Below are 26,419 nucleotides of genomic sequence, written 5' to 3'. Positions count from 1 at the left end.
CTCAATTTTGAAAACTAAAAAGCAAGATTATTCGCATCTTTCACCACAACAGCCTATCGGGATTTTTGATAGCGGAGTTGGAGGATTAACGGTAGCCAAAGAAATCAAAAGACTTCTTCCCAACGAAGATCTTATCTATTTTGGGGATACGAAACACCTTCCGTACGGTGAAAAATCGAAAGAAGCCATCATTGAATATTCTACAAAAATTACCAATTTTTTGTTGGAACAAAATTGTAAAGCAATTGTAATTGCCTGTAATACGGCAACAGCCAATGCTTTGAATGAAGTAATGCAGTCTGTTGCGGGAAAAGTTCCTGTAATTGACGTAATTAATCCTGTTGCAGAAAAAGTTTCGTATGAAATACACAATAATGTTGGAGTGATTGCAACGAAAGCCACCGTGAATTCAGGATTGTATAAGAAAAGTATTCGTAAGCATAATAAATGGATCAAGGTTGACGAATTGGCAACCCCCTTGTTAGTTCCTGCGATTGAAGAAGGTTTTAAAAATCATCCGATCACTCATGCGATTATTTATAACTATTTGAGTAATAGTAAATTAAAGAATATTGAAACTTTGATTTTAGGATGTACGCATTATCCTTTATTAATTGATGAAATTAAACAATATTACGGAAATCGCGTTCGTGTAATTGATTCACCAAATATTGTTGCCAATCATTTAAAAATCATTTTAGATAAATACAATCTTTTAAATGAGCAAAATCCAAAACCGAGTTATCATTTCTATCTTTCGGATTTGACAAAAAACTTTGAAAAAATATCAAAAAAATTCTTTGGAAAAAGTATCGACTTAGAATTCAAAGTACTATAAAAATAAAAAGCTGTCTCGATTTGAAACAGCTTTTTTCTTTGTCTTAATCTACATTTCCAAAATCACATTCTTTCTTTCCAATCTTCTTTTTGGAGTGTGTTTTGGTTGGTTGCTGTCATTTTCAGATTTTTCTCCAATCGCAACGGCAAACAGAGTTTCATATTTTTCATTATTCAAAATCGCGTCATACTTATCATTTTCAATTCCTTCCATTGGAGTAGAATCGATCTCCATAGCTGCACAAGCGGAAAGCAAAATACCGAGTGAAAGATAAACCTGATGTTTTAGCCAGGATTTAATCTCTGTTTCACCTTTTGGTTTTACGAATGTTTTGTAATAATTCACAGATCCTTCCGGCAAATTTTCTTCAATTTGTTTTTCAAAATCTTCAGGATTTTTAATCACCTGAAAAACGATCAGATAACTACTATCCAATACTTTTTCTTTGTTGAAATAAGAGATTTCAGCGAGTCGTTCTTTAATTTCAGGATTATTCACAAAAACAAAATTCCATGGCTGACTGTTGATGGAAGACGGACTTAAATGTAAAATTTCTTTAAGTGTCTGTACTTGTTCTTCACCAATTTTTCCTTGAGAATTATACTTTTTCACAGTATATCTCGATTTCATTTTTTCTAAAAAGTTCATAATTTTTTATACTATATTTTTTATAGTTGCAAAACTAATTTAAGTTTAATACATTTGCAATAACGGTCTAAAATGATAGTATAAAAAATGTATTCAATCGACAACAAAAAATATCCTTGCTGTACAACGGTAACGATGAGATTTATCGGCGGAAAATGGAAAGCGGTAATCCTGTATTACCTTGTAGACGGGGCAAAACGATACAATGAACTAAGAAAATTAATGCCGACAATTACAGAAAGAACTTTAAGCCTTCAATTAAAACAATTGGAAGAAGATAAGATTATCGACAGAAAGGTATACACGGAAAAACCGCCTTTAATGGTAGAATATACTTTAACGGATTTTGGTAAAACACTGCTTCCTGTTTTAAAAGAAATTGCAAAGTGGGGTGAAAGTGCGGTGGTGAGTTCAGAAAAAGTAGAAGTTGTCTAAAATTTAAGTCAAAAAAAATCAGGAAATTTATTCCTGATTATCTGTTATGTCTGTATTTTCTTGTTTATTCGGTTCAAAAAAACTAAAACTCACATTTCCGTATTTTCTGGTGTCGATTAAATTCGGATGATCAAATTTCATTCGGCTTTGGTGTTCTACCACCAAAACTCCGTTTTCTTTCAGGTACTTATTGTTTAAAACCAAAGAAATTAATTCGTGATATTTTTTCTCTTCCATTTCGAAAGGCGCATCAGAAAATACAATCTCATAGCTTTTCTTATTCCTGAATTTTTTCAACCAATCGAAAGTATCACCTCGCTGAACACTTACCTGCAAGCTAAATCCAAGTTCAGAAGCGGTAGAATTCAGAAAACTGGTATGTTTCGGATTCATTTCAACCGAAGTTATATCTTTACATCCTCTTGACGCAAATTCAAAAGTAATCGAGCCAATTCCTGCAAATAAATCAAGCACAGAAATCGACTGCATATCATAAGTATTTTCTAAAATACTGAAGAGTGCTTCTTTCGCAAAATCCGTTGTCGGTCTTACGTCAAAATTTTTCGGAGCGGCTATTTTCTTGGCTTTCCATTTGCCTGCGATGATTCTGTACATGTTGTATAATTGTTAGATTGTAGGTTTAAGCAACAGATGAACGAAAATTGTCACCCGATTCCTGCAACCTAATTTAAAATAAAATTTTTAGTAGGAATATTATCAAATACAATTTTCAAATTCTTTACGAATTTCTGTAATTCTGAAATAAAAGTCTCATTTTCAGTAGTTTCACCATAAGCAAAAAAGTTGGTTTCGTTGATTCCAAAGCCAATCTTGCTTAATGTAAACATTACGAAATAAAGAAAATCAACCTCAGAATTAACATCAAGATTATTGTATAAAATAATTTTTTTGTTGTCTATAGCGAAAAACTCACACTGATTATGATAAAGATTAATGTGAATTTCCTTATTGTTTTTATAATTGATGGAGCTTAAAAACTTCTCACCAGAAAAATTAAACTGAACAGGCAATGCCAATTCTTTAATCTTTTTGTAAAAATTTTTCGGAAAAGTATAATAAAACTGAATCTTAAATTTTTCGTTGATCGAAAGCATTAATTCTTCTTTTTCCTTATCGACAGGCGCATTGTAGGCAATTAAGTCGAATCCTGTTTCATGCTCCGAAAATCCTTCAGGCATCAGTGTAAAATGATTCAGTGCGGAAACCACATGAATTTCATCAAATCTTTGCTTGATCAACACTTCATCCAGCTTATCCGCAATCAGATTTTCCGGAGATTCTTCGTCCACGAAATAAGATTTTTCCTCCAAAATGCTTTTATTTCTCGCAATCTGGTAAATTAATCCGTCTTTGGTAAAAAGTAAATTAAGTATGTTCATATTTCAATTCCTGCAAATTTAGTGAAATTCTACCATTACCGCACCCGATTGATGGTGAAGTATTTCCTTATTATAAAAATCCAGATTCGTCTGGCTTTCCAAAACGTCTAAAACCATTCTCTGTAAAACGCCGTCGCCAATTCCGTGCACGATTTCCAGTCTTTTTAAATTGTTTTTTCTGCAAAAAGAAATGACTTCCAATAATTTCTCCTTTTGAATGAATAATCTTTCAAAACTATCATAATCATGAGGATTTTTGACTAAGTTTTCAAAATGCAGATCTAGAACCAGTAAGTTTTTATGATGTTTTTTAGAAATAATTTTCTTTGGTTCGGCTTTTTTTACAATTTTAATATTTTCATAAAACTCCGAGATTTTTGGAACCAGTTTTTCCTTCGGATATTGATAAGTAAATCCGTATTCATCTTTAAAAACCACAGTATTTCCGTTAACCGAGGTCACAACTCCGCTCAAATCCTCATCTACAACAGAAACTTTATCACCTATCTTCATTACTATAATTCTTAAACTTTCGATCCCAATTCAATAATTTCCAAATCTTTAATCTCGTCACCATCGATCACAAAACGCATCATTGTTCTCATTTTATGCCAACCTTGTTTTCCACAAGCTCCCGGATTCAGGTGAAGCAAATTATTTTTAGCATCAAACATCGCTTTTAAAATATGCGAATGTCCTGAAATAAACAACTTTGGAGCTTTTTCTGAGATTTCATTTTTTGCCAGCGGAGTGTATTTTCCGGGATAACCACCAATATGAATCATCAAAACTTCTACATTTTCACAGGAAAAACGATTCACTTCAGGAAATTCGGAACGGATTTTTGCATTGTCAATATTTCCGTAAACTCCTTTTAATGGTTTGATTTTTTCAAGCTGTTCAATAACTTCCATACTTCCGAAATCCCCACAATGCCAAACTTCATCTGCTTGACCTGCATATTCTAAAATACGGTCATCAATATAAGAATGAGAATCGGAGAGGAGGAGGATTTTGGTCATTGTTTAAATGAAATTATGTTTTAAAACTTCAAATTTACTTATAAATACTGAATTGATTAACTTTGAAAAAATTAAAAAAATGAAGCAAAAACTTTCTTTTTTCCTTCTTCTTTTGGCTGTAGGTCTTTTTAATGCGCAGGTTGAAGAAAAAAAACTGGATGAATTGATCCAAAATACATTAAAAACCTTTGATGTTCCGGGAATGTCTGTCGGAATTATCAAGGACGGAAAAGTTATTTATTCAAAAGGTTTTGGAGTCCGTTCCTTAACTTCGAAACAACCGATGGATGATAATACTTTGGTCGGAATTGCATCCAATTCAAAAGGTTTTACCTGTACAGCATTAGCGATTTTGGCTGATGAAGGAAAATTGAATTGGGATGATAACGTTTCAAAATATATTCCTGAATTCCAGATGTATGATCCGTATGTTTCTCAAAATGTTACAATTAAAGATTTAGTGACGCATAGAGCTGGTTTAGGTTTGGGGCAGGGAGATTTGATGTTTTTTCCTGAAGGTGGAAATTTAACGGTGAATGATATTGTTCGTAATGTAAGATATTTAAGGCCGGAAAACCCTTTCAGAACGACGTTGGATTACAATAATATCATGTTTATCGTTGCCGGAGAAGTTATCCACAGAGTTTCCGGATTAACTTGGGCAGAATTTATTGAGCAGAGAATTATGAAACCAGTCGGAATGACTTCAAGTTTCGGAAGCTACAACAGAGCAAAAACTGTTGCCAATAAAATTGATGCACATGCTCCAATAGATGGAAAGGCAGTTGCAGTTCCTCACGATTGGAACGAAACAGCAAATGCAGCAGGAGGAATTATGAGTAACATCAAAGATATGACAACTTGGGCTGAGTTCTTACTGAATAATTTTACAACAAAAGACGGCAAAAAATTAGTTTCAGATAAAAATGTACAACAGCTCTGGAGTTTACAGATTCCAAGTGGAGTTGCAGCTAAAAATCCTTATGATACCAGTTTCTATGGATATGGAATGGGTTGGTTTTTAAGTGATGTGAAAGGTCATAAACAAATTCAGCACACTGGTGGATTGATCGGAACGGTAACTCAGTTTACGTTAATTCCTGATATGAAATTAGGAATTGTGGTCCTTACGAATCAACAATCGGGTGCGGCTTTCAATACAATTACAAATACTGTTAAAGATTCTTATCTAGGCGTTGCAGACAGAAACTGGCTTAAAACGTACGGCGATAGAATAAAGAAAAATGATGAATTTTATGAAAAGCAGAAAAAAGAAGCTTTTGCAAAATCTGATGCTTTCAAAAAAGATAAAAACCTTCAGCCTAAACCAGAACAATTTGTTGGAATTTATAATGACAAATGGTTTGGAGACGTAGAAATAGCTCAACAAGGAAGCATATATAGAATTTTATGTAAAAATTCTCCAAGATTGAAAGGTGAATTACTTCCGTTTTCGAATAATTCTTTTATCATTAAATGGGACGACAGAAGCTACGATGCCGATGCGTACATTATTTTTGATTACGATGAAACAGGAAAAGCTCAGTCAGCAAAATTAAAACCGATTTCCGATGTTACGGATTTCAGTTTTGATTTTGATGATTTAGATTTAAAAAGAAAATAAAATGAAAAGCTTCAACTTTTGTTGGAGCTTTTTTTATACAAAAGACGTAAAGAATTTTTTCTAAATCTTCCCGGGTTCGTAAAAGAACATCAGTTTTTTATTGGCACCATCAAATTCGGACCAGGAATCACAGTCTATCTCAAAACCTGCCACTCCACAAGTAGGAAAATGGAAAATATCTTCAGAAATGGAGTTTGCAAAATTGGAAATTCCATTATTATGGGAAAAGAAAGCAACTGCGTCGTGACTGTCATCCAGATCATAGATTACAGATTCAAAATTGCTTTCCGAGGGGTTATAAAGTTTTTCGTTGGTCACGAAATTTAAATTATACGTCTGATTGAAAATTTTACACGTATTCAGCGCACGAACCGCAGGGCTCGATACAAAATAATCTATCAGAATACTATTATCTTTCATAAATCTTGACATGCGCATTGCGTCTTCTAAACCTTTGTCTGCCAATGGTCTGTCGAAGTCCTCTGTTTCTTCCGGCCAGTCGCTTTTTGCATGTCTTACGAGGATGAGTTTCTTCATGTTTTCGCTTTTTGGAAGATTAAAATTATAAAAAAAATAATGGAATAAAACATGATTTATAAAAAAAACTGTGTATGGGATAAAATCATTAAAATTTACTAAATTTGCAAACTTATGGGACAAATCCTTGCAATAGACTATGGAAAGGCGCGTTGTGGTATTGCTGCAACGGATGATATGCAAATTATTGCAAGCGGGCTGGATACAATTCAGACTCCTGTTTTGATTGAATTTTTAAAAAAATATTTCAGTGAAAACAGAGTGGATGAAGTAGTAGTCGGACTTCCTGTAGATTTGAAAGGGAATCTTTCAGAGGTAGAAACGGATATTTTAAAATTTATAGAAATTTTTCAAAAAGAATTTCCAAATGTTAAAGTTAACCGCCTCGACGAAAGATTTACATCCAAAATGGCTTCGTTTTTTATTTCCCAAAGCGGGAAAAGCAAAAAACAGAGACAGGAGAAGGGATTAATAGATAAAGTAAGTGCAACCATCATATTGCAGAATTTTTTAGAACAAAGAACAAGATGATTTTACCGATAAGAGCTTTTGGTGACCCAGTTTTAAGAAAAGTAAGCAAGGATATTGATAAAGATTATCCTGAGCTACAAGAGTTGATTGAAAACATGTTCGACACGATGTACAGTGCAAATGGAATAGGATTGGCAGCACCTCAGATCGGACTGGATATTCGTCTGTTTGTAATCGACGTTTCTCCTTTGGCTGAAGATGAAGATTATGAGGATATTAAAGATGAGTTGGTGGATTTTAAAAAAGTTTTCATTAATGCTAAAATTCTTGAAGAATCCGGTGAAGAATGGAAATTCAATGAAGGATGTCTTTCTATTCCGGACGTGAGAGAAGATGTGAAGAGAAAGGGAACGATCGTAATTGAATATTATGACGAAAATTTTGTGAAACATACAGAAACTTTTTCCGATATTAGAGCCCGTGTAATTCAGCATGAATATGATCATATTGAAGGAATTTTGTTTACAGACCATTTAAGTGCTTTAAAAAAGAAGCTTGTAAAGGGAAAATTGGCAAAAATCACTCAGGGTGAGGTAAGCATCAGTTACAAAATGAGATTTCCAAAATAGTTTGAATTAATTAAAATAAAAAAACAATAAAGCGCAAAAGGTCCACAGCCGATTGCAGAATTTACAAAAAATAAAATTATGCTGTTAGAAAAAATAATTTCAATTTCTGGTAAACCAGGACTTTTCAAATTAGTTTCTCAATTAAGAAACGGATTTATTATTGAAGATGTTACGTCTAAGAAAAAAATTAGCATCGGAAATTCTAGTCAAGTAAGTTTGTTAGACAACATTGCGATGTTTACATTTGATAAAGAAGTTCCTTTGTTCGAAGTTTTTGAAAATATTGCTAAAAACTACGATTACAAAGAAGCTATTGCTCACAAATCTAGCGATGCTGAATTGAAAGAATTCATGACGGCTTCTCTTCCAAACTACGATACAGAAAGAGTGTATGCTTCTGATATCAAAAAATTGGCTCAGTGGTACAACATTCTTCACAAAGCAGGATACATCACTCCTGAAAGTTTTGTAAAAGCAGAATCTGAAACTTTAGATCCGGCTCAGGAAGGAGAAGAAGTAACTTTAACAGACAAGGAAGCTCCAAAGAAAGTAGCTCCTAAAGCTGAAAAACCTGTTGCCCCTAAAGCGAAAGCTTCTTCTGGTGCAAAAGCAGCTACAAAAAGTACACACAGAAAAATGGGATAATTCATTTATTTGAATTTAAAATATAAACCTTGTCGAGAACTTTCTTGACAAGGTTTTTTGTTTTTAAGTTGAATTAACACAAAGGCGCAAAATTATTCCAACTGAAGGTTTTAAGGTGAAAGGATTTTATCTTCGATAAAATTTAAGATTTCCCAATAAAACATTCTGATAAACATACTTACTGATAAACATACTTACTGAAAATCTTTGATTTTCGTGCGTCTTAAAAAAGTTTAACATTAAAAAAGCTTTGCACCTTTGTGAATAACCAACTTAATAAAGTATTAATTTAGATTAAATTTTTTTGTTTCAAGACAAAACGACATTAATCCTTAAATTTGTATCACTTGAATTCTTAATTATGAATACCAGACAGGAAAAATTAGAAGCTTTCGGAAGATTATTGGATATTATGGATGATTTGCGTGAAAAATGTCCGTGGGATCAGAAACAGACCTTAGAATCGCTTCGCCATTTGACTTTGGAAGAAACTTATGAACTTTCAGATGCTATTTTGCAGAACGATTTACAGGAAATAAAAAAAGAGCTTGGTGATGTTTTGCTTCATCTGGTTTTTTATGCTAAAATCGGAGCAGAAAAAGGAAGCTTCGATATTGCAGATGTTATTAATTCTCTGAATGAAAAACTGATTTTCCGTCATCCTCATATTTACGGCGACACAGAAGTGAAAGATGAAGAAGAAGTGAAGCAGAATTGGGAAAAATTAAAATTAAAAGAAGGAAATAAGTCTATTTTGGGTGGGGTTCCGAAAAGTCTGCCGAGTTTGGTGAAGGCTTACAGAATTCAGGATAAAGTAAAAGGAATCGGTTTTGAATTTCACGATGCAGAAGATGCGTGGAAAAAAGTAGATGAAGAAATTCAGGAATTTCATGCAGAAACCGATATTGATAAAAAAGAACAGGAATTGGGCGATGTATTTTTCTCACTGATCAATTATGCCAGAATTTCAGGAATCAATCCCGATTCGGCGTTGGAAAGAACGAATTTAAAGTTTATTTCAAGGTTTCAGAAGATGGAGGATCTGGCTTTGAATGATAATGTAAGCCTTTCCGATATGTCTTTGGAAGAAATGGACGTTCTTTGGGAAAAAGCTAAATTAATAAACAACAACTAATGAAAATGAATATTTTTTGCGCAGTAGCATCACTTTTGCTGATCGGATGTAATCCGAAAACCTCAAGTGAACAACCAACAGACGATACTTTAAAAGTAGAATTTTCTTTACCTAAAAAGCTGAAAGAAGTTTCGGGCATTACCTTGTCTAAAGATAAAAATACGATTTGGGCAATTGAAGATCAGGGAAATAAAAATGTTATTTACGGATTGGATCAAAAAGGAAATCTTACTCATGATGTTTTGGTAGAAAATACTGAAAACAGAGACTGGGAAGATATGACGACAGATCCGGAAGGAAATATTTACATAGGAGATTTTGGAAATAATGAGAATGACAGAAGAGATTTGGCCATTTTAAAGGTGGATTTAAAAGATGCTTCTCAGAGCTCGACGAAAGTGGTTCAGACTACAAAATTTCATTATGAAGGACAGGCAGAATTTCCTCCGAAAAAATCAAACTGGTTATATGATTGTGAAGCTTTCGTAGAAATGGATGGAAATTTTTATCTGTTTACAAAAAACAGAAGCAAAGGTTTTGACGGAACTTTCCTGGTTTTCCAGGTTCCAAATAAGGAAGGAGATTTTGAAGCGAAATTGATAGGTAAATTAAAGCTTCAGGGAGGTTACAGCGATGCCGCGATTACTTCCGCAACAATTAACAGCACAAAAGATAAAATTGTTTTGCTTAATCATAAAAACATTCAGATTCTTTCCGGGTTTTCACCAAATGATTTTAGTAAAACAAAAATTCAGAAAATATCATTAAACCATAATACACAAAAAGAGGCGATTGTTTTTCTAGATGATAAAACACTGCTGATTGCCGATGAAAAGGATAAAAAAGCAGGAGGAAATGTTTATCGGTTCAATTTAAAATAAAAAATAAAATCCGCAGAACTCTCTGCGGATTTTTTATAGTTATATGAAGTGATTTACTTTAAGAATTAAAACGTCATTCCTACACCTCCGGAAATCCTTCCGCCATCTGTTCCGTAGAAATAATTCAGTCTGGCTGAGAACATTTCGACAATACTTAGCCAAAATCCTCCACCAACAGACTGATGCCATTTTCTGGAATCTTCATGGTCATTCCAGACTCTTCCTACGTCGTAACCTAATAAAATTCCCATGTTTGCAGGGATAATATTGTTTCTTACTCTTCCGAAATCCCAACGAATTTCCGAGTTATTGGTAAAGTAAGATTTTCCTGAAAATCTGTCGTTTCGGAAGGCTCTCATTCCGTTATTGCCACCAATTGCTGCAGCCTGGTAGAATTCAAAATTATTATTGTTGATCCATCTTCCATTGCTTGAATTGGCAAATACAAAATTACCTCTGTTGTCAAGCCTGTGATCTAGGGATAAAGTTCCGCTTAAGATCAGGAAATTTCTGTTAAAATCATTAAGATTGGTTTTCCAGTCGGCATTTAATTTAAATTCCATTCCTAAAGTAGGAAAGGCATTATTGTCTAAATTTTTATAACTGAACGTATAATTTGCTCCCCCAAATTGTTGATTGTCGAAAACTTCCGGTCTTACATCAGGCGAAATATCCACAAAACGGTCACTATTTCGCTGAACTTTATTATTTTCAAAAGTTAGCTGAAATTGTTGAAATATATTTGTCCAGCTTTTTTTAGAAACAGAAGGAGCAAAATTGAATTTTGAAATTCTGGCTCTGTTGTATTTCATTTCCACTGCATCTCTGTCAAAATCGCTTTCATTGGATAGTCCGAAGAAATTTTCCGCAAAATGAGGGGTGGTAAATCCGGCATCAATATTGAAATCCCAATTTGAAATCACTTTCTTGAAAATTCCTTTATAAATAGCGTTAAAACCGCCTGTTGCAGTATAGAAATTTACTTTTAAACTATGTTTTTGAGTGTAAGGAGACCTGATAAAATTATTTACGGTATAATTTGCCAGAACGCCAAGAATCACACCGTCATCAGGATTATAATCTGCGTTTGGGTACCCTGCAAAAAAGTTATATTTTGGATGCCTGTAATTATAGGTGTTGATGTCATAATCATCTGAGATATTTTTTATTGTACCGTGAGTGTTGTAAGTGTTTTTTTGTGATTTAAAATCATAAATTCTCACCTTACTGCCATTGGTAACGTTGTAGGTATCGTTATTATAACCGCCAATTAATCTGATATTCATTTTAGGCTTTCCGTCTCCGGAAACTTCATAAATGTCATCATCTTCCAATCCGTAAACCCAAAGCTCCTTAGTTTTTGAATCTTCATAAGTCTTTTCAAAAATCAATTCAGGATTTTCTTTGTTTTTATCTAATTTATATTGTTTTACGTTGACAGAATTTCCTGTTTTTGTAATGACGAATTTATCAGGATTTACCGTTCCTGCTAACGGAACTTTTTCCTGTAAAACATCGTAATATTGCGAAGCGTAAGACTGTAATTTGGTCTTTCTTATTTTTAATTTTCTTTGAATATCGGCAATGGTTTCATCTTTTACTTCTTTTGGTAAATTCGTGAAAGCTTCATCTATATCTTTATCAGTCAGGTGTTCCTGGATATATTTTGCCTGCGTGATCCAGTCTTCTTGGGTTGAGTCTTTAAGAAAAATCAAATCTACGGGATAAGGTTCCATGGCAAGCCATTTCACACTTTGTATGTCTTCTTTAAAGGTCTTCATGTGACGGATCGCAGGAATATTCATAATAATTTTAAATGCAGCACCGTCATATTTACTGAAAGCCTGATCTCTGTCTCTCGGGATAGGTTTGTAAATTACCTTGTCTCCATCGCGATATTCTGCCCATTTCCATTGATCGGAATGTCTGTCCCAATCGCCAATTAACATGTCAAAAATTCTTGCTCTGATGTAAGATTCTTTGTCTACTGAATATTTATAACTTTTATTAAAATTTTTCAGAACGTCATCTGTAGAAACAATGTCTTTTGCATTGTCGAACGTTGCCAGAGTTTTTGGGTCGGCAGAAAAACGCTCCTCGATCATATACATTTCATCTCCATAATTGATATTGTATTCACCTAAAGCCTGTTGTTTAGGGATATAAAATAATCTTGGATTGCTGTGGAAAATATCTAGTTTATCAGCCATATTTCCGATAGAAAATGGAGTAAACGGATGATTCGTAGTATAAAAATCGAGCAAGAATCTCTCAGGAAAAGTATTGTTTAATTCATTTCCGAATGTGCTTTTCTTGAAAGCCATATTGTTTAGAAAACGAACGGCGCTTTTTTTCACGGCTCTCATTACAAATTCCTGACCGTCATTAGACTTTAATCGTAAACTGTTTGACTGGTTTCCTCCACCTTCTCTGAAGGGAATGTAACCGCCATCGAGTGTAGAAATATCAGCTGTCGGAGCTTCGATCGGCATCCCGTAATATTTTCTGTAATGTTCTCCCCAAAGCCATCTGTAAATTCCTCCTTTTTCTGTTAATCTTTTAGGATAAATTGTTGAGGAAACTGTTGATGGAAAAGAATTTGGGTAATTATTTATAAATTCTTTAGGCTTATCAATCACCTGAATCTGTGAAAGTTTTTCCAGGTTGTTGCCTCTTGTAGAAAAATATTCAACATCGGAACTTTGGTCTTTTCTGATATTTAAAACGGCAAAACCGCTTCCGCCGTAAGAAAAATCTGTTTTTTCGCCAATGGCTGAAGGATCAACTTTCGAACCTGCTCCACTGATGATCTGTCTGATATTCCTGTCTTCATGATATTGCAGATTATGATCGTGTCCGGATATAAAAATGATGTTTTCTTTTTCCTGAACAATACTTTTCAATCTGTTTGAAAGATCAGCATAATGTTGATTATTAATGTCTTCAGGATTTGCTCCGGAAGAGCTTCTCACTACATTCAGTAAACTGGCAATGCCAGGAACGGGAACTTTACTTTTGAAAGGATAAAGGTGAGCTTTTGCCGAGGTAAAACCAGCATGAATTCCACTGCTGATAATAGGATGATGAAGTGCAACGATGATTCTTTTGTCCTGATTTTTATTAATTAAATCTTTAAATTCATCGAAAAAATCTTCGCGGGTTTTGATATCGCAGTTTTTATTGATTCCCGGATTTTTATCCCAGTTTGTCAATGCCCATTCTGTATCAATGACGATTAATTTAATATCTTTTGTTAAGCTGATATCATCAATCGGGCATGAATTTTTAGGAAGAAAAGCCTTTTTATCATTTAAATAATTTTTCACATATTCTTCTTGGGATTTCAATCCGCCTAAACCGCTATACCAATCATGATTTCCCGGAATAACCAAGGTTTTACCCTTAAAATTCTTTGAAATAGCCAACTGATTTTCCAGTTTTTGTTTGGCAGAAGCATACTCTTTATCAGATTCTTTAGGCAGTCCGTTAGGATAAATATTGTCACCCAAAAATATCAGCATAGAATTGCTGCCTGCAGATTCCAGCTGATTTTTTAAAAGATCCAAAGTATGCTGAGATTGTGCCTCATTTGCATTTCCCGCATCACCTACTAAGAAAATTTTAAAATCATTTTCAGATAATATATCAGAATTTTTAATTTCAGATAAGTTTTTACCCTTTTTAACGTTATATGTTGCGCAGGAGTAGAGAACCCCGGCGGATAATGCTACTCTAAGAACAACAGAAGTATTTTTTAGATGAGTTTTCAAGGATAAATTCATAAATTTACATTTAACAAAATTTCGGTAATGAATATTTTACAAAAAGCCAAAGATTATGTCGAAATCTTATTCAAAGATAAGTTATCTTCGGTATATTTTTATCATAATTTTATACATACTACGTATACGGTAAACAAAGCAGAAGAAATAATAAAAAATTCTGCTGTTTCTAAAGAGGATGAAGAAAAGGTGCTGTTGGCCCTTTGGTTTCATGATACGGGATATATAGAGTGCGCACAAAATCATGAAGAAGAAGGGGTGAAGATCATGAAGGATTTTCTTCAGAAAGAAGATTATCCTGAAAATTATATCGATGATGTTTCTAAATTAATTTTAGCAACAAAGATTACTTATGAACCGCAAAACCTTTTAGAAGAGATTGTAAAAGATGCAGATTGCAGCCACTTTGCAGGTCATGATTACAATGATATTTCCGATGCTCTGAGAAAAGAATGGGAGCTTACCAACGTAAGATGCTTTTCTAATGACGAATGGAATGCGGGAAATCTTGAGATGCTGAAAAATAAGCATAAATTTTACACAGATTATGCAAAAGCGAACTGGCAATCTCTGAAAGAGAAAAATATTAAGAAAATAGAGAAAAAACTAGAAAAAGACGAAGATAAAAAAGACGGTAAAAAAGACAATTCGGAAAATAAAAAAGAGAAAGAAAAAGAACCTAAATCTGACAGAAGTGTTGATACTTTATTCAGAGTGACATTGAGCAATCACACACGATTAAGCGATATTGCAGACAGTAAAGCGAATATTCTACTTTCTGTAAACGCCATTATCATTTCGGTTTGTCTTTCTGTTTTGGTTCCCAAACTGGATACTCCTAAGAATTCACATTTGATTATTCCGAGTTTTATCTTGTTATTATCTGCTGTTTTAACGATCATATTTGCTATTTTATCTACAAAACCGAATGTTACAAAAGCAAGATTTACCTTACAGGATGTTGCTGAAAGAAAAGTAAATCTTTTATTCTTTGGAAATTTTAACAGAATGATTTTCAATGATTATCAGGATGCGATGAATATTCTGATCAAAGACCGGGATTATATTTACGATTCTATGGTGAAGGATTTATATTATTTAGGGAAAGTTCTGGATAGAAAATACAGACTTTTATCAATAACTTATCAGATTTTTATGGCCGGAATTATCATTTCGGTACTGTCTTTCGGATATGCTTTCCTTTCACTTTAAATTTTAAACGGAGACTAAAAAATGATTGTAAGACAGTCTGCAAATTAGCTGAAAATGCTTTTCATATGGAAAGGATCTGTATTGAAGAATATTGTTGTTCAGCTCGTTACCATTACGTTTTTTTCTTTGTCAATATACTTTTTAAAGGAAGATCTTCGGTTATAAAGTTACCGATAGAATCATTCTAGCTTTATTTAGATTATCAGTTGAATCAGTTTTCTAATATTTCTATTTGATCGTTGTTCTGGATTTTACAGACTGATTTTACTTATTGAAATTCTCAAGGCAAGAAGTCCGGTAATTCCCTGTAGATCTTCAACTTTTAAAAATTCAATATCGTTTTCAAGAATCCCTTTTTTCTGTAATTTATTGATATATTCCAGGTATTCCTTTTGATTTTCCATTCCGAAATAAACGACGGTAATTTTACCGGGACAGGTAATTCTGTCGGTAGAGTCCTTCACATGAGCTTTATCCAAGCGCTTTTTGATGATTTCGTAATAAGAATTGTAAGCTCCGTCTACATCAAAACGTTTTTCATCCATTCTGAAACGGATGTCTATTTTTTCATTATAAACAAAGATCAATGAAGCAATCTCCAAACAAATAGGAAGGTCTTGTTTAAAGTTCTGGAATTCCTGTTCCATATTACAAACCGTTTTCAACTGCCAATATCTCAGCTTATGAACAACTTTTGAATGATAGGGAAGTTCCGGTGCAATGTTTTGACCGGTATACAAATTATGCTCAACGCCGTCAGACTTAAATCTTTCATAATAATGCGGAAAAATAAGCTGAGCTTTTGCCTGACCTTCATCCAGCAAATCGGCTAACTTTCTGTTTAATAAAGTGATAGAATCGTCTAAACTTTTTCTATTGCCATAAAAAAGATCATTCTGAGTGAAAACCTGTGCAAAATAATCTTTGATCTTTGCTTTCACTTCACTGGAAGATTTTATTTCTAATTTCGCCTGTAAAAAAGGATGAATTTCGTCTCTCAATAATCTTTGGAAACGCTGTTCGCTGTCGGCTTTGATTTCGTTATTCAATTCATTTTCAAAAATATCTAAGGCTAATAAATATTTTTCCGAATCCGAATTAATTAAAGAAAAAATGTCATGAAGACAATCAATCTGTTGATTGAGATCTTCAAGCATTAAGTTATAGCGTTTTTCTGAAGACGCGCGAATATCCGAAAAACCAAAAAGTGGAGTAAGATTTTTGAACGTAATCTGCTTTAGAGTATATATTTTTTTCCCAAGAGAAGCGTTAAAATATTTCTCCGCCTCGTTCCTGAATTTCCAGACAACACTATCGTGAATGGTTGTATATTCTCTTTGAATAATGGCTTCAATCTGATAATTTTTTTCAAAACTGAAACGATTTAAAGAAAATAAAATCATGTCTGTGAAAAACTCCATTTTTTTCAGTTTCAATCCGTTGAAACTATTGGCAATGGACGAAGTGAATTCCATTATCGCAAGCAAATCATTGTCTCTCATGATCGGAATAACCATGAAACTATTGATATTATTTTCCTTTAAAATTCTAAAAGAAGGAAGCGATTTTATCTGATAATCCAAATTCTCAACGTTGGAAATAACGATAGGTTTGGAATTATGGTTTAAATTTTCAAAAGTATTTTTTCTGGTTTCTTCATCAAAAGTATTGATCCAAAAATCCAGAATATGATTGGTAAAAAGATTTTCGTAAATCGGAAGTTTCTCCAGTCTCTGATCTTTTTTATTGAAAAGCATTAATCCAAAATTAAGCTGGGCAACATCAAAGTAAGATTTAAAAATTTCCACCAGGTTTTCATCTGGGGAAAGATTTTCGGGATCGATGCTGATCATGCTTGATTTCAGATCGGATAATGCAACCTCAGAAGTACAGTCGACAAGTGAAACAATTGAAAAACCTTTTAAAATCCAGGATTTTGAAGGAAAATATTTTTTCCAAAGCTTAAAATCGTCCAAATTTTCAAGCAAATTATCGATCACTTCTTCAGATGGAATTCTTGTTCCTTCTTTAGGGAAAACTTCTGTAAAATCTGCATTTACAGAAATTTTATAGTGCTTCATAATTCCCTGTTTATTGGGAATGTCATAATAAAAGGGAATTGTGCTTCTTATATCCCGATTGAAGTAGCTTTGTAAAATAAGACAGCAGCAAAATACATAAAACTCGTTGTCATCGATATTTCTGAGTTCTATCTCGAAGTCTTTTCCAGCATCTTTAAGAATGTTTTTAAATCTTTCGGTATAATTAAAAGTAACATTGGAAAGAGGAATGCTTGCCGCTTTTATTTCATTGTTTGTCAGCCCGGTAGGGAAGAGGTCAGCTAATAAAAGTCTGATAAGGTCTTCATTTTTTTCTAATAAATCAATATCCTGAAAACCGTCTCTGAGTTCCTGAAAATTTTTTGTCTTTTCGATCAATGATTCAGCATAATTGACGCGATATTCCAAACGGTCATTATATCGGATATGTTCTAATACATCCAAATACTTTTTGAACGAAATAAATACCTGAAATGGAGCGTCTTTTTTGTAAAGATTTGACAAAAGCTGAAATTTAGAGTAAAGTTATAAAAAAACCACAACATCGATGTTGTGGTTTTATATTTTTTGATGTGACTTTTTACAGTCCGAATAGTCTCGCAAATAAATCAGGGAAAACTCCTAAAACAATAATTAAAGCAATCACAAATACTGCTACAATATTGTAAGTAAGCGTTACTTTCTCTGAAGATTTGAATGTACTTTCTTTAAAGAAGAACATTGAAATAATTAATCTTAAGTAATATGCAATTGAAACTGCAGAACCTAAAACAGCAACTAATACCAGGAAAACACCGTGATTAGAATTCATTGCCTGAGAGAATAAAGCAAATTTCCCCATAAAACCAGCCGTTAACGGAACTCCCGCCATTGAAAGCATAGAGATTGCCGCAACTGTTGCTAATAAAGGTTCAGACTTTGCCAATCCTTTAAAAGCTCCGAAAGAAGTTTCTCTTTTAAGTTTCTCAACATAGATAAGACACATGAAAACTCCTACTGTAGATAAAGCGTATGCAAATAAATAAAACGCTAAATTATAAGTAGAAAGGCTTGTCATTCCGAAGAAAACCAACCCGATGTATCCCGCGTGAGAAACTGAAGAGTATGCCAACATTCTTTTTGCATTTGTCTGAGCAAGTCCCATAACATTTGCCAAAAGTAATGTAATGATTAAGAATACCCCGAAAACATTGATCCATTCTTCTGTAACTCCTCCAAATCCGATCGTCATTAATCTGAATAATGCGAAAAATCCTGAGATTTTTACAACACTTGCCATGAAAGCGGTAATTAATGAAGGTGATCCGTAATAAACATCAGGACTCCACATGTGGAAAGGTGCTAATGCTACTTTGAATGCCAATGCACAAAGAATCAACAGAACTCCTAAAATAAACATTACGTCTTTAGGATTTGTAACTCCGAAATCCTGAATCTTATATAAATCGAAACTTCCAACACTCCCGTAAATAAATGCAATACCGAAAAGCAAGAAACCTGTCGCAAATGCACCCATTAAGAAATATTTGATTGAAGCTTCATTTGATCTTAAATCAGTTTTATTAGCTCCCGCCATTACATATAAAGGAATAGAAAGAATTTCAACTCCTAAAAATAACGTAACCAAATTTTGGTACCCGAAAAGGATAATCCCTCCGCAAAGAGCAAAAAGCATCAATGCGTATAATTCTGACTGGTGGCTTCTGTGGTTGCTAAATGCAAAACCTCCCAAAAAGAATAGTAATAATGTCGTTACGATTGATATTTTAGTAAATAAAGCAGTATTTGCAGTATAATCATACATGTGTCTGTACTTTTCAAAGAAAGCACATTCTGGCATGAAACTTACATATAATGCGATGATTAATCCCAAAATCCCAATGTACCTTGCGAATTTCCCTTGTTCAAAAACTCCTGAAAATAACGCAACAACTGCCGTTAGGAAAACAATAATTAAAACACTCATTTTTTAAAATATCAAATTAGCTTACCATTGATTGGTAGATAAACTTCAACGAACTATTCACCATTTCGATTACCGGTTGTGGGAAAATACCAAATACAATCACAAAAACCGCTATACTTGCCAATACAGAGAACTCTACTGCAGATAAATCTTTTGCTGTACTTAAAACAACATCATCACCCTGACCAAACATTGCTTTTCCGTAGAATCTCAATAAATATACAGCCGCAAGAATTACTGTAAGACCAGCAATTACTGCCGCCAATCCGTTAAAATCATATACAGATTTCAACAGGATAAATTCTCCGATGAATCCATTGGTCAATGGAACTCCCATTGACCCTAATATAATGATCAAGAACAACACGGCAAACTTAGGAGCTACTTTTGCAAGACCTCCCATTTGTCTGATGTCTCTTGACTTAAATCTCTTGTATAAAATATCACAACAGTAGAACAGACCCACCACGTTGACACCGTGAGCGAAAGTCTGTACCAATGCACCTTCAGCACCTTCGATGTTGAAAGTTCCTCTTAAAGTAATCACTGCAGAAGCGAAGATACCTGCAACCATCAATCCAACGTGAGAGAAAGAAGAATACGCAATGATTCTCTTCATATCTGTCTGGATGATCGCGATTAATGCACCATGAACAATTCCTACAATGGCAAGGATAATTACAATCTGTCCTGAAATTCCTGCAATCGGAAGCGGAGTAATTGGTAATAAGTAACGCATAACTCCATAAATTGCCATTTTCAGCATGATCCCTGATAAAAGCATCGAGCCCTGAGTCGGCGAATATGTATAGGTGTCCGGTTGCCAAGTATGGAAGGGGAATACCGGTAATTTCACTGCAAAAGCAAAGAAAATAAACCAGAATACCACAGTTTGTTGTGTTTCGTTAAGCTGAGCATTGTATAAATCTGTCAGTGCAAATGATGCGGAGTGATTGTAAACATAAATCAATCCGGCTAACATGAATAATGACCCAACGAATGTATAGACAAAGAATTTCGTAGTGAATTCAAATCTTTTATTTTCCTGACCCCAAAGTCCGGCAATAAACCAGATCGGAATCAAAGTAACTTCCCAGAAAATGTAGAATAATAATCCGTCCAGCGAAGTGAAAACTCCCACAAGTCCGAACTGCATCAGCAAAATCAAACCGTAGAATGTATTTCTGTAGCTTACATTTTCATTAAAGGAAGATAAAATAATAATTGGCGCTAAAATATTAGTCAGCAATAAAAGAAGCAAGCTCATCCCATCGATACCGAAGTGAAGAGAGCTCTTCATAAATTGTGACCAAGGATAATTGATCTCATGCTGCAACACGCTATCCACTGTCGGAGTAAAATCGAAATCCGCTGCGATATAGAAGGTTACAAGCATTTGAATCAATGCGATTCCCAGTGCCAAATATTTGCTGGAATTACTCTTCCACGCAAAAACTAATCCCGAACCTACTAGAGGTAATAGTAATAATGTTAATAATAAACCAGACATTATTGTAATATAAAGTTAACAATCAGTATAATTCCCACAGCTAAAGACATGATAAGAATATAGTTCTCAACATTTCCGTTTTGAATACGCTTCATAGCTTTCCCGCTGTCTTCAGCGCCTTCACCTACGAAGTCTACAACACGATCAAGAACACCTTTATCAAACATCTTTCCTCCACGTCCTAATCCTTCAACAGTTTTTACAATTAATGCATTGTAAAGTTCGTCAACATATAATTTTTTAGCAGACAGTTTTTCCCATCCTGTATACTGCTCTTCCGGTACTGCTTGTTTTTTCTTATTCACATACGTGTTTTTAACAATAAACCAAACGCAGAAGAACATCAGAACAGTTGCTCCTAAAAGTATCATTTCAGTACCAAACGGAACTCCCGAAAGAGTAGCTTCCATTTGTTTAAAGCTTTCCTCAGTAAGAACCGGTTTCAGCCACTCCATTAATTTTGCATAATGACCGTGACCGATGAAGTGAGGAAGGTTTATTAAACCACCTAATACAGAAAGAATAGCCAATACGATCAATGGTAATGTCATATTCGTCGGGCTTTCGTGTAAGTGGTGTTTCTGATCTTCAGTACCTCTGAACTCTCCGTGGAAAGTCAAATAATACAATCTGAACATATAAGTTGCAGTAACAGCTGCCAAAATGAATAAGAATACCCAATAAATTGGATTCTTAGCAAAAGCTGCCACTAAAATTTCGTCTTTAGAAATCATCCCTGATAATAAAGGGAATCCTGAGATTGCCAATGTTCCGATAAGGAAAGTAGCGTGAGTGACTGGAATGTATTTTTTTAGACCTCCCATGAAACGCATATCCTGTTCGTTGCTCATTGCGTGGATTACAGAACCTGCTCCCAAGAATAATAAAGCTTTAAAGAAAGCATGCGTCATAACGTGGAACATAGCCGTTGTATACGCTCCAAGACCTAAAGCAATGAACATGAATCCAAGTTGTGAAACTGTAGAATATGCCAATACTTTTTTGATGTCATTTTGACGAAGTGCATAGAATCCTGCTAAAGCAGCAGTTAAGAATCCGATTAATAAAATTCCGTCCTGAACTGTCGGTGCTAAAGTAAATAAGAAGTTTGATCTTACAACTAAATAAATACCTGCGGTAACCATCGTCGCCGCGTGAATTAACGCAGAAACAGGAGTAGGACCCGCCATCGCGTCCGGTAACCAAGTATATAAAGGAACCTGAGCAGATTTACCAGTTGCACCGATAAATAAACTCGCTGTAATAAAGATAATTACGCTTCCGTCTAATTCAAATTTTCCGGCATTTTCTTTTACCGTCATATAATCTAAAGCATTGGTCTGAGAAGCGATCATGAAGATACCGATCAATAACGCAAGGTCACCGATTCTGTTCATGATGAAAGCTTTTCTTGCTGCTTTACCGTATTCTTCATTGGTATACCAGAATCCGATCAATAAATAAGAACAAAGACCTACACCTTCCCATCCGATGAATAAGATAAGGTAGTTACTTCCCATTACCAATAATAACATAGAGAAGATGAATAGATTTAAATAAGTAAAAAACTTATAGAAACCTTTATCATGACTCATATATCCGATAGAGTACAGGTGAATTAAAGAACCAATCCCCGTGATAATCATAATCATCATTAATGACAACTGATCGATCTGGAATCCGAAATTAATCTGAACCCCGTTTATTCTAAACCATTCAAAAGCTTTTACAACAACAGCAGGACTTTCAGAATCGAAATTCATGAAAATGCTTACTGCAATACAAAAAGACGCAAAAACCATTGCTGTAGCCAAACTACCAACAACTATTTTTGGAAGATTTTTCCCGAATAAACCGTTGATAAGGAAACCTAAAAGTGGTAAAAGTATTATTGCATATATTAAATTCTCCATTCTTATCCTCTTAATTTATTAAATATACTTACATCAACAGAACGGGTATTTCTATATAGCATAGCAATAATTGCCAAGCCTACCGCTACTTCCGCAGCAGCAACCACCATAATGAAGAAAACTAAAAGTTGTCCATCTCCATTCCCTTTGTACGCTGAAAAAGCAGCCAATAAAAGGTTTACAGAATTCAGCATAAGCTCTACACAACCCAAAATAACAATAGCGTTTTTTCTCAATAATACTCCCAATACTCCTAAACAGAACAATACTGAAGAAAGAATGATGAAATAGTTTAGAGGGACGCTTTGTATAAATGTATTTACTTCTCCCATAATTTTATAAATCTTTTTTACCGATTAATACCGCACCTACAATACCTGCCAAAATAAGGATGGATGCAAGCTCAAACGGTAAAACATATTCATTAAACAAAAGTCTACCCAGATTTTTAGTAAGACCAACTCCCTTGTCTACATTTTCAACAACGATCTGGTTTTGCTGAACCCCTCTGAATACGCCTAAAACACCAACTAATAAAAGACAAGCTGTAAGAACTCCAGTAATTTTTAAAGTATTGTTCTTCTTACTTTCGTCTTGCTTATTAAGGTTAAGCATCATCAGGATGTAAAGGAATAATACCATAATGGCACCGGCGTAAACTATAATCTGAATAATCGCAAGGAATTGTGCATTCAGAAGAATGTACATGCCCGCAATTGAAAACATTGTAACAATTAATGACAAAATAGCATAGAGAGGATTTCTTGCAAATACGAAATATACTGCACTTGCCACTGCTAAAAACGCCACCAAGAAAAATAAAAACTGATCCATTATTTTACCGCATTTTTTTGTTTCTCGGACTGTCTTTCAGTGATATCAATCCTTTGATTTATTTTTTCAACCAATTTATCTTTTCCGTAGATAAAAGAACCTCTGTTGGTTTCCACGTCTACCAGTCTGTCTGTAAGATAGATCGCAGATTTCGGACAAGCTTCTTCACACATACCACAGAAAATACATCTTAGCATATTGATTTCATATACTGAAGCGTATTTTTCTTCTCTGTAAAGATCTCTTTCTTCCTTAGTTCTTTCGGCAGCAGTCATCGTAATTGCTTCTGCAGGACATGCAACCGCACAAAGTCCGCAAGCTGTACATCTTTCTCTGCCTTCTTCGTCTCTTTTCAAAACGTGCTGACCTCTCCAGATTTCTGCTCTTGGTTTCTGTACTTCCGGATACGAATATACTGCGGGAGCACCTTTCAATACCGTTCTTACAGCATGCTTAAATGTAATCCCCATTCCTGTAAAAATTGCAGGTAAGTAGATTTTTTCAGCAAGGGTCATTTCTTTGTTAGAAACAACTTTTGATCTGTTCGTAAGTTTCATTTAATTATAGATGTTAGATGTTAGACGTTAGATTTTAGACTAATCCTGTCTGTTATCTTAATTAATATTTATATCTGAATATGAGATGTCAAAGATAAAGCTTTGATTTCATCATCAATTATTAAATCAGCTTATCTTCAAATTTCAATTTCTAATTTGCAAACGCTAAAATTACAGCACCTGTAATTAATAAGTTTACTAATGCCATCGGAATTAAAGTTTTCCAACCCAAGTGCATTAATTGATCATATCTGAATCTTGGAAGCGTCCATCTGATCCACATAAAGATCAAAATTCCGATTACCGTTTTAGTTAAGAATGCCACGATACTCAAGATCCCGGCAGTGTTTTCACCCCAGTGCTGAGTTACCCATTCGATTCCAGGATAGTTATAACCACCGAAGAAAAGTACTACCATGAAAGCATTTGAAATAAACATGTTCACGTATTCACCAAACATGTATAATCCCAACTTCATTGATGAATATTCCGTAGAATATCCTGTCACCAATTCAGATTCACATTCAGGTAAATCGAAAGGGTGTCTGTTGGTTTCTGCTAAAGCTGCTACGAAAAATACAAGGAAGGCAATCGGCTGGTAGAAAATATTCCAGTTCATACCGGAACCCCAAGGAATAACTCCCCAAAGTTTTCCTGTTGTCTGACTTTCCGTAATTTCTTTTAAGTCTAAACTTCCCGTCATCATAATGATAGAAAGCAAAGCTAATCCCATTGCCAATTCGTAAGAAATCATCTGAGAAGAAGCACGGATTGCACCTAATAATGAATATTTGTTGTTCGAAGCCCAACCTCCGATCATGATCCCGTATACACCGATGGAAGCCATTCCGATGATGAAAAGTACTCCGACATCAATGTTAGCAACCTGCAGATCGTAAGAAACTCCACCAAAATTTAAACTTTTACCCCAAGGAATAACTGCTCCGGTGATTAATGAAATAAACATTACCAAAGCCGGTCCCAATACGAAAAGAAATTTTTCTGCATTGGCAGGTGTAAAATCTTCTTTAAAGAAAAACTTTCCACCGTCAGCAAGAGGCTGCAGCAATCCGAAAGGCCCAGCTCTGTTGGGACCAATTCTATCCTGCATGATAGAGGCAACTTTTCTTTCCGCCCAGGTAGAGTAGGCTGCAATCGTCAATGAAAGCAAGAAAAGCGCTAGTACAAGTATAAGTTTAAATGTAAGTAAATCCATTTTTTATTTATTTAGATAATAGATATCAGATGCTAGATTTCAGATTTAAAATCTGTTGTCTGATGTCTGAAATCTCATGTCTTAAAGATTATTTATTTTTCGTCTTTTTCACTGATTTCCTTAGCCATCGGATTGTCTAAAACTCTTAGTTCATCTTTAGGTTTTTCATAGTGGTTCAATGAAATAACTGAATGTCTGTCGATATGTCTAGGACCTTCGATGTTCCAGTCTGACAATGATTTTCTTTCGAAACGGCAAGTATCACAGATAAACTCTTCAACTTCTCCCCACTGATCTTTTCTGGCTGTAACTCTTGAAACTTCGTCACCTTTCATCCAAACGGTAGCTTTTCCTGAACATTTATCACACTTACAAGTGGCATTCATTGGTTTTGTGAACCAGACTCTGCTTGCAAAACGTGAAGTCCTGTCTGTTAATGCTCCTACCGGACAAACATCGATAATATTTCCGATAAAATCATTATCTAAAGCTTTATTTAAGTAAGTAGAAATTTCAGCATGATCTCCTCTGAAAAGAATTCCGTGTTCTCTTGTATCTGTAAGCTGATTTGCTGTTAAAACGCATCTAGCACACAAAATACAACGGTTCATGTTCAATTTAATGTTCGGACCAAGATCGTCTGCTTCGTAAGTATTTCTTTCAAATTCAGTTCTTGTCTGAAGATTTCCATGCTCATAACCAAGATCCTGAAGATGACATTCTCCTGCCTGATCACAAACAGGGCAGTCTAACGGGTGATTAACCAACAAAAACTCAGTGACAGCTTTTCTACCTTCCTGAGCTTTATCAGAAGTAAGATTTTTTACTTCCATTCCATCCATCACATTAGTTCTGCAGCTGGCAACTAATTTTGGCATAGGGCGAGGATCTGCTTCAGATCCTTTAGAAACTTCTACTAAGCAAGTTCTACATCTCCCTCCACTGGTTTCCAATTTGCTGTAGTAGCACATTGCAGGAGGAACAGATTTTCCGCCGATCTGTCTTGCAGCTTCCAAAATAGAAGTACCTGGCAAAACTTCGGTAGTCTGTCCGTCTATAGTTATTGTGAATTTTTTAACCTCTTCGCTCATATTCTATGCTTTA

General features: G+C 34.5%; 25 protein-coding genes. 9 read left to right on the top strand and 16 right to left on the bottom strand.

From position 1 onward, the window contains the following. The first annotated feature begins 7 nt into the window (after window positions 1–7). On the top strand, window positions 8–838 hold the full coding sequence (murI, locus tag ABD745_RS11975) for a glutamate racemase (RefSeq protein WP_344829955.1): 831 nt from the start codon (window positions 8–10) through the stop codon (window positions 836–838). 48 nt (window positions 839–886) lie between these two features. Here the strand turns inward: murI and ABD745_RS11970 are convergent, their stop codons facing one another. Then, complete coding sequence (locus ABD745_RS11970) at window positions 887–1,486, bottom strand: nitroreductase family protein (protein ID WP_344829952.1); 600 nt, start codon at window positions 1,484–1,486, stop codon at window positions 887–889. Window positions 1,487–1,573: 87 nt separating this feature from the next. On the opposite strand from ABD745_RS11970, the gene ABD745_RS11965 reads away from it, so the two are divergent. After that, entirely contained in the window at window positions 1,574–1,921 is a 348-nt protein-coding gene (locus ABD745_RS11965; RefSeq protein ID WP_344829949.1) for a winged helix-turn-helix transcriptional regulator, read from the top strand. A 27-nt stretch (window positions 1,922–1,948) separates the two neighbouring features. Here the strand turns inward: ABD745_RS11965 and ABD745_RS11960 are convergent, their stop codons facing one another. The 4 genes from ABD745_RS11960 to ABD745_RS11945 form a co-directional block, all read right to left on the bottom strand. Beyond that, the gene (locus ABD745_RS11960) at window positions 1,949–2,536 is read right to left on the bottom strand and encodes an RsmD family RNA methyltransferase (protein ID WP_344829947.1); all 588 of its coding nucleotides are present in this window, start codon (window positions 2,534–2,536) and stop codon (window positions 1,949–1,951) included. 68 nt (window positions 2,537–2,604) lie between these two features. After that, entirely contained in the window at window positions 2,605–3,321 is a 717-nt protein-coding gene (locus tag ABD745_RS11955) for a DUF3822 family protein (protein WP_344829945.1), read from the bottom strand. Between the two features lie 18 nt (window positions 3,322–3,339). Further along, the gene (locus ABD745_RS11950; protein ID WP_344829943.1) at window positions 3,340–3,834 is read right to left on the bottom strand and encodes a Smr/MutS family protein; all 495 of its coding nucleotides are present in this window, start codon (window positions 3,832–3,834) and stop codon (window positions 3,340–3,342) included. A gap of 11 nt (window positions 3,835–3,845) precedes the next feature. After that, window positions 3,846–4,343 carry a metallophosphoesterase family protein gene (locus tag ABD745_RS11945; protein WP_344829941.1) on the bottom strand — a complete coding sequence of 166 codons (498 nt, stop codon included), beginning with the start codon at window positions 4,341–4,343 and terminating at the stop codon, window positions 3,846–3,848. Window positions 4,344–4,422: 79 nt separating this feature from the next. Between ABD745_RS11945 and ABD745_RS11940 the strand changes: the two genes are divergently transcribed. Then, the gene (locus tag ABD745_RS11940; RefSeq protein WP_344829939.1) at window positions 4,423–5,967 is read left to right on the top strand and encodes a serine hydrolase; all 1,545 of its coding nucleotides are present in this window, start codon (window positions 4,423–4,425) and stop codon (window positions 5,965–5,967) included. 60 nt (window positions 5,968–6,027) lie between these two features. Here ABD745_RS11940 and ABD745_RS11935 read toward each other — a convergent pair whose 3' ends face one another. Next, window positions 6,028–6,504, bottom strand: a complete 477-nt coding sequence (locus tag ABD745_RS11935) for a SixA phosphatase family protein (RefSeq protein ID WP_344829937.1) — start codon at window positions 6,502–6,504, stop codon at window positions 6,028–6,030. A gap of 114 nt (window positions 6,505–6,618) precedes the next feature. Here ABD745_RS11935 and ruvX point away from each other — a divergent pair, with 114 nt between their 5' ends. The 5 genes from ruvX (at window position 6,619) to ABD745_RS11910 (ending at window position 10,265) form a co-directional block, all read left to right on the top strand. Then, window positions 6,619–7,035 (top strand): Holliday junction resolvase RuvX, encoded by a 417-nt coding sequence (gene ruvX / locus ABD745_RS11930; protein ID WP_344829935.1) that lies wholly within the window; start codon window positions 6,619–6,621, stop codon window positions 7,033–7,035. Beyond that, window positions 7,032–7,604: a peptide deformylase gene (gene def / locus ABD745_RS11925; protein ID WP_344829933.1), complete on the top strand. Its 573-nt coding sequence runs from the start codon at window positions 7,032–7,034 to the stop codon at window positions 7,602–7,604. Before ruvX ends, def begins: the two co-directional genes overlap by 4 nt. A gap of 78 nt (window positions 7,605–7,682) precedes the next feature. Beyond that, the gene (locus ABD745_RS11920) at window positions 7,683–8,249 is read left to right on the top strand and encodes a DUF5606 family protein (protein WP_344829931.1); all 567 of its coding nucleotides are present in this window, start codon (window positions 7,683–7,685) and stop codon (window positions 8,247–8,249) included. 361 nt (window positions 8,250–8,610) lie between these two features. Next, window positions 8,611–9,384, top strand: coding sequence for a nucleoside triphosphate pyrophosphohydrolase (mazG, locus tag ABD745_RS11915; protein ID WP_344829928.1), 774 nt, complete (start codon window positions 8,611–8,613; stop codon window positions 9,382–9,384). Beyond that, the gene (locus tag ABD745_RS11910) at window positions 9,384–10,265 is read left to right on the top strand and encodes a hypothetical protein (RefSeq protein ID WP_344829925.1); all 882 of its coding nucleotides are present in this window, start codon (window positions 9,384–9,386) and stop codon (window positions 10,263–10,265) included. Before mazG ends, ABD745_RS11910 begins: the two co-directional genes overlap by 1 nt. Window positions 10,266–10,330: 65 nt before the next feature. Here the strand turns inward: ABD745_RS11910 and ABD745_RS11905 are convergent, their stop codons facing one another. Then, window positions 10,331–14,047, bottom strand: a complete 3,717-nt coding sequence (locus tag ABD745_RS11905; RefSeq protein WP_344829922.1) for a metallophosphoesterase — start codon at window positions 14,045–14,047, stop codon at window positions 10,331–10,333. A gap of 27 nt (window positions 14,048–14,074) precedes the next feature. Between ABD745_RS11905 and ABD745_RS11900 the strand changes: the two genes are divergently transcribed. After that, window positions 14,075–15,259 carry a Pycsar system effector family protein gene (locus tag ABD745_RS11900; RefSeq protein ID WP_344829920.1) on the top strand — a complete coding sequence of 395 codons (1,185 nt, stop codon included), beginning with the start codon at window positions 14,075–14,077 and terminating at the stop codon, window positions 15,257–15,259. Between the two features lie 251 nt (window positions 15,260–15,510). Here the strand turns inward: ABD745_RS11900 and ABD745_RS11895 are convergent, their stop codons facing one another. The 9 genes from ABD745_RS11895 to ABD745_RS11855 all read right to left on the bottom strand — a co-directional run bounded on the left by ABD745_RS11895 (window position 15,511) and on the right by ABD745_RS11855 (window position 26,406). Next, window positions 15,511–17,823: a GAF domain-containing protein gene (locus tag ABD745_RS11895; protein WP_344829918.1), complete on the bottom strand. Its 2,313-nt coding sequence runs from the start codon at window positions 17,821–17,823 to the stop codon at window positions 15,511–15,513. 76 nt (window positions 17,824–17,899) lie between these two features. Beyond that, window positions 17,900–19,285 (bottom strand): NADH-quinone oxidoreductase subunit N, encoded by a 1,386-nt coding sequence (locus ABD745_RS11890; protein ID WP_344829915.1) that lies wholly within the window; start codon window positions 19,283–19,285, stop codon window positions 17,900–17,902. 16 nt (window positions 19,286–19,301) lie between these two features. Then, a complete protein-coding gene (locus ABD745_RS11885; protein ID WP_344829913.1) occupies window positions 19,302–20,795 on the bottom strand; it encodes a complex I subunit 4 family protein in 1,494 nt (497 codons plus the stop codon). Continuing rightward, window positions 20,795–22,708, bottom strand: coding sequence for an NADH-quinone oxidoreductase subunit L (gene nuoL, locus ABD745_RS11880; RefSeq protein WP_344829911.1), 1,914 nt, complete (start codon window positions 22,706–22,708; stop codon window positions 20,795–20,797). The genes ABD745_RS11885 and nuoL overlap by 1 nt, the downstream gene beginning before the upstream one ends. A 2-nt stretch (window positions 22,709–22,710) precedes the next feature. Next, window positions 22,711–23,040 (bottom strand): NADH-quinone oxidoreductase subunit NuoK, encoded by a 330-nt coding sequence (gene nuoK / locus ABD745_RS11875; protein ID WP_034703571.1) that lies wholly within the window; start codon window positions 23,038–23,040, stop codon window positions 22,711–22,713. Between the two features lie 4 nt (window positions 23,041–23,044). Further along, a complete protein-coding gene (locus ABD745_RS11870) occupies window positions 23,045–23,542 on the bottom strand; it encodes an NADH-quinone oxidoreductase subunit J family protein (protein WP_344829909.1) in 498 nt (165 codons plus the stop codon). Beyond that, window positions 23,542–24,099 carry a 4Fe-4S binding protein gene (locus ABD745_RS11865; RefSeq protein WP_047397460.1) on the bottom strand — a complete coding sequence of 186 codons (558 nt, stop codon included), beginning with the start codon at window positions 24,097–24,099 and terminating at the stop codon, window positions 23,542–23,544. The genes ABD745_RS11870 and ABD745_RS11865 overlap by 1 nt, the downstream gene beginning before the upstream one ends. A gap of 151 nt (window positions 24,100–24,250) precedes the next feature. Beyond that, window positions 24,251–25,315 carry an NADH-quinone oxidoreductase subunit NuoH gene (gene nuoH, locus ABD745_RS11860; protein WP_344829907.1) on the bottom strand — a complete coding sequence of 355 codons (1,065 nt, stop codon included), beginning with the start codon at window positions 25,313–25,315 and terminating at the stop codon, window positions 24,251–24,253. A gap of 92 nt (window positions 25,316–25,407) precedes the next feature. Next, complete coding sequence (locus ABD745_RS11855; protein WP_344829905.1) at window positions 25,408–26,406, bottom strand: NADH-quinone oxidoreductase subunit G; 999 nt, start codon at window positions 26,404–26,406, stop codon at window positions 25,408–25,410. Window positions 26,407–26,419 lie beyond the last annotated feature (13 nt).

The sequence above is a fragment of the Chryseobacterium ginsenosidimutans genome (assembly GCF_039536845.1).
In the GTDB taxonomy this organism is placed as follows: domain Bacteria; phylum Bacteroidota; class Bacteroidia; order Flavobacteriales; family Weeksellaceae; genus Chryseobacterium; species Chryseobacterium ginsenosidimutans_B.
This window is presented reverse-complemented; position numbering and strand designations above follow the sequence as displayed.

Coding starts and splice junctions, on each gene's coding strand:
- ABD745_RS11970 (WP_344829952.1), bottom strand. CDS start 1,486: ATGAACTTTTTAGAAAAAATGAAATCGAGATATACTGTGAAAAAGTAT.
- ABD745_RS11965 (WP_344829949.1), top strand. CDS start 1,574: ATGTATTCAATCGACAACAAAAAATATCCTTGCTGTACAACGGTAACG.
- ABD745_RS11960 (WP_344829947.1), bottom strand. CDS start 2,536: ATGTACAGAATCATCGCAGGCAAATGGAAAGCCAAGAAAATAGCCGCT.
- ABD745_RS11955 (WP_344829945.1), bottom strand. CDS start 3,321: ATGAACATACTTAATTTACTTTTTACCAAAGACGGATTAATTTACCAG.
- ABD745_RS11950 (WP_344829943.1), bottom strand. CDS start 3,834: ATGAAGATAGGTGATAAAGTTTCTGTTGTAGATGAGGATTTGAGCGGA.
- ABD745_RS11945 (WP_344829941.1), bottom strand. CDS start 4,343: ATGACCAAAATCCTCCTCCTCTCCGATTCTCATTCTTATATTGATGAC.
- ABD745_RS11940 (WP_344829939.1), top strand. CDS start 4,423: ATGAAGCAAAAACTTTCTTTTTTCCTTCTTCTTTTGGCTGTAGGTCTT.
- ABD745_RS11935 (WP_344829937.1), bottom strand. CDS start 6,504: ATGAAGAAACTCATCCTCGTAAGACATGCAAAAAGCGACTGGCCGGAA.
- ruvX (WP_344829935.1), top strand. CDS start 6,619: ATGGGACAAATCCTTGCAATAGACTATGGAAAGGCGCGTTGTGGTATT.
- def (WP_344829933.1), top strand. CDS start 7,032: ATGATTTTACCGATAAGAGCTTTTGGTGACCCAGTTTTAAGAAAAGTA.
- ABD745_RS11920 (WP_344829931.1), top strand. CDS start 7,683: ATGCTGTTAGAAAAAATAATTTCAATTTCTGGTAAACCAGGACTTTTC.
- mazG (WP_344829928.1), top strand. CDS start 8,611: ATGAATACCAGACAGGAAAAATTAGAAGCTTTCGGAAGATTATTGGAT.
- ABD745_RS11910 (WP_344829925.1), top strand. CDS start 9,384: ATGAAAATGAATATTTTTTGCGCAGTAGCATCACTTTTGCTGATCGGA.
- ABD745_RS11905 (WP_344829922.1), bottom strand. CDS start 14,047: ATGAATTTATCCTTGAAAACTCATCTAAAAAATACTTCTGTTGTTCTT.
- ABD745_RS11900 (WP_344829920.1), top strand. CDS start 14,075: ATGAATATTTTACAAAAAGCCAAAGATTATGTCGAAATCTTATTCAAA.
- ABD745_RS11890 (WP_344829915.1), bottom strand. CDS start 19,285: ATGAGTGTTTTAATTATTGTTTTCCTAACGGCAGTTGTTGCGTTATTT.
- ABD745_RS11885 (WP_344829913.1), bottom strand. CDS start 20,795: ATGTCTGGTTTATTATTAACATTATTACTATTACCTCTAGTAGGTTCG.
- nuoL (WP_344829911.1), bottom strand. CDS start 22,708: ATGGAGAATTTAATATATGCAATAATACTTTTACCACTTTTAGGTTTC.
- nuoK (WP_034703571.1), bottom strand. CDS start 23,040: ATGGGAGAAGTAAATACATTTATACAAAGCGTCCCTCTAAACTATTTC.
- ABD745_RS11870 (WP_344829909.1), bottom strand. CDS start 23,542: ATGGATCAGTTTTTATTTTTCTTGGTGGCGTTTTTAGCAGTGGCAAGT.
- ABD745_RS11865 (WP_047397460.1), bottom strand. CDS start 24,099: ATGAAACTTACGAACAGATCAAAAGTTGTTTCTAACAAAGAAATGACC.
- nuoH (WP_344829907.1), bottom strand. CDS start 25,315: ATGGATTTACTTACATTTAAACTTATACTTGTACTAGCGCTTTTCTTG.
- ABD745_RS11855 (WP_344829905.1), bottom strand. CDS start 26,406: ATGAGCGAAGAGGTTAAAAAATTCACAATAACTATAGACGGACAGACT.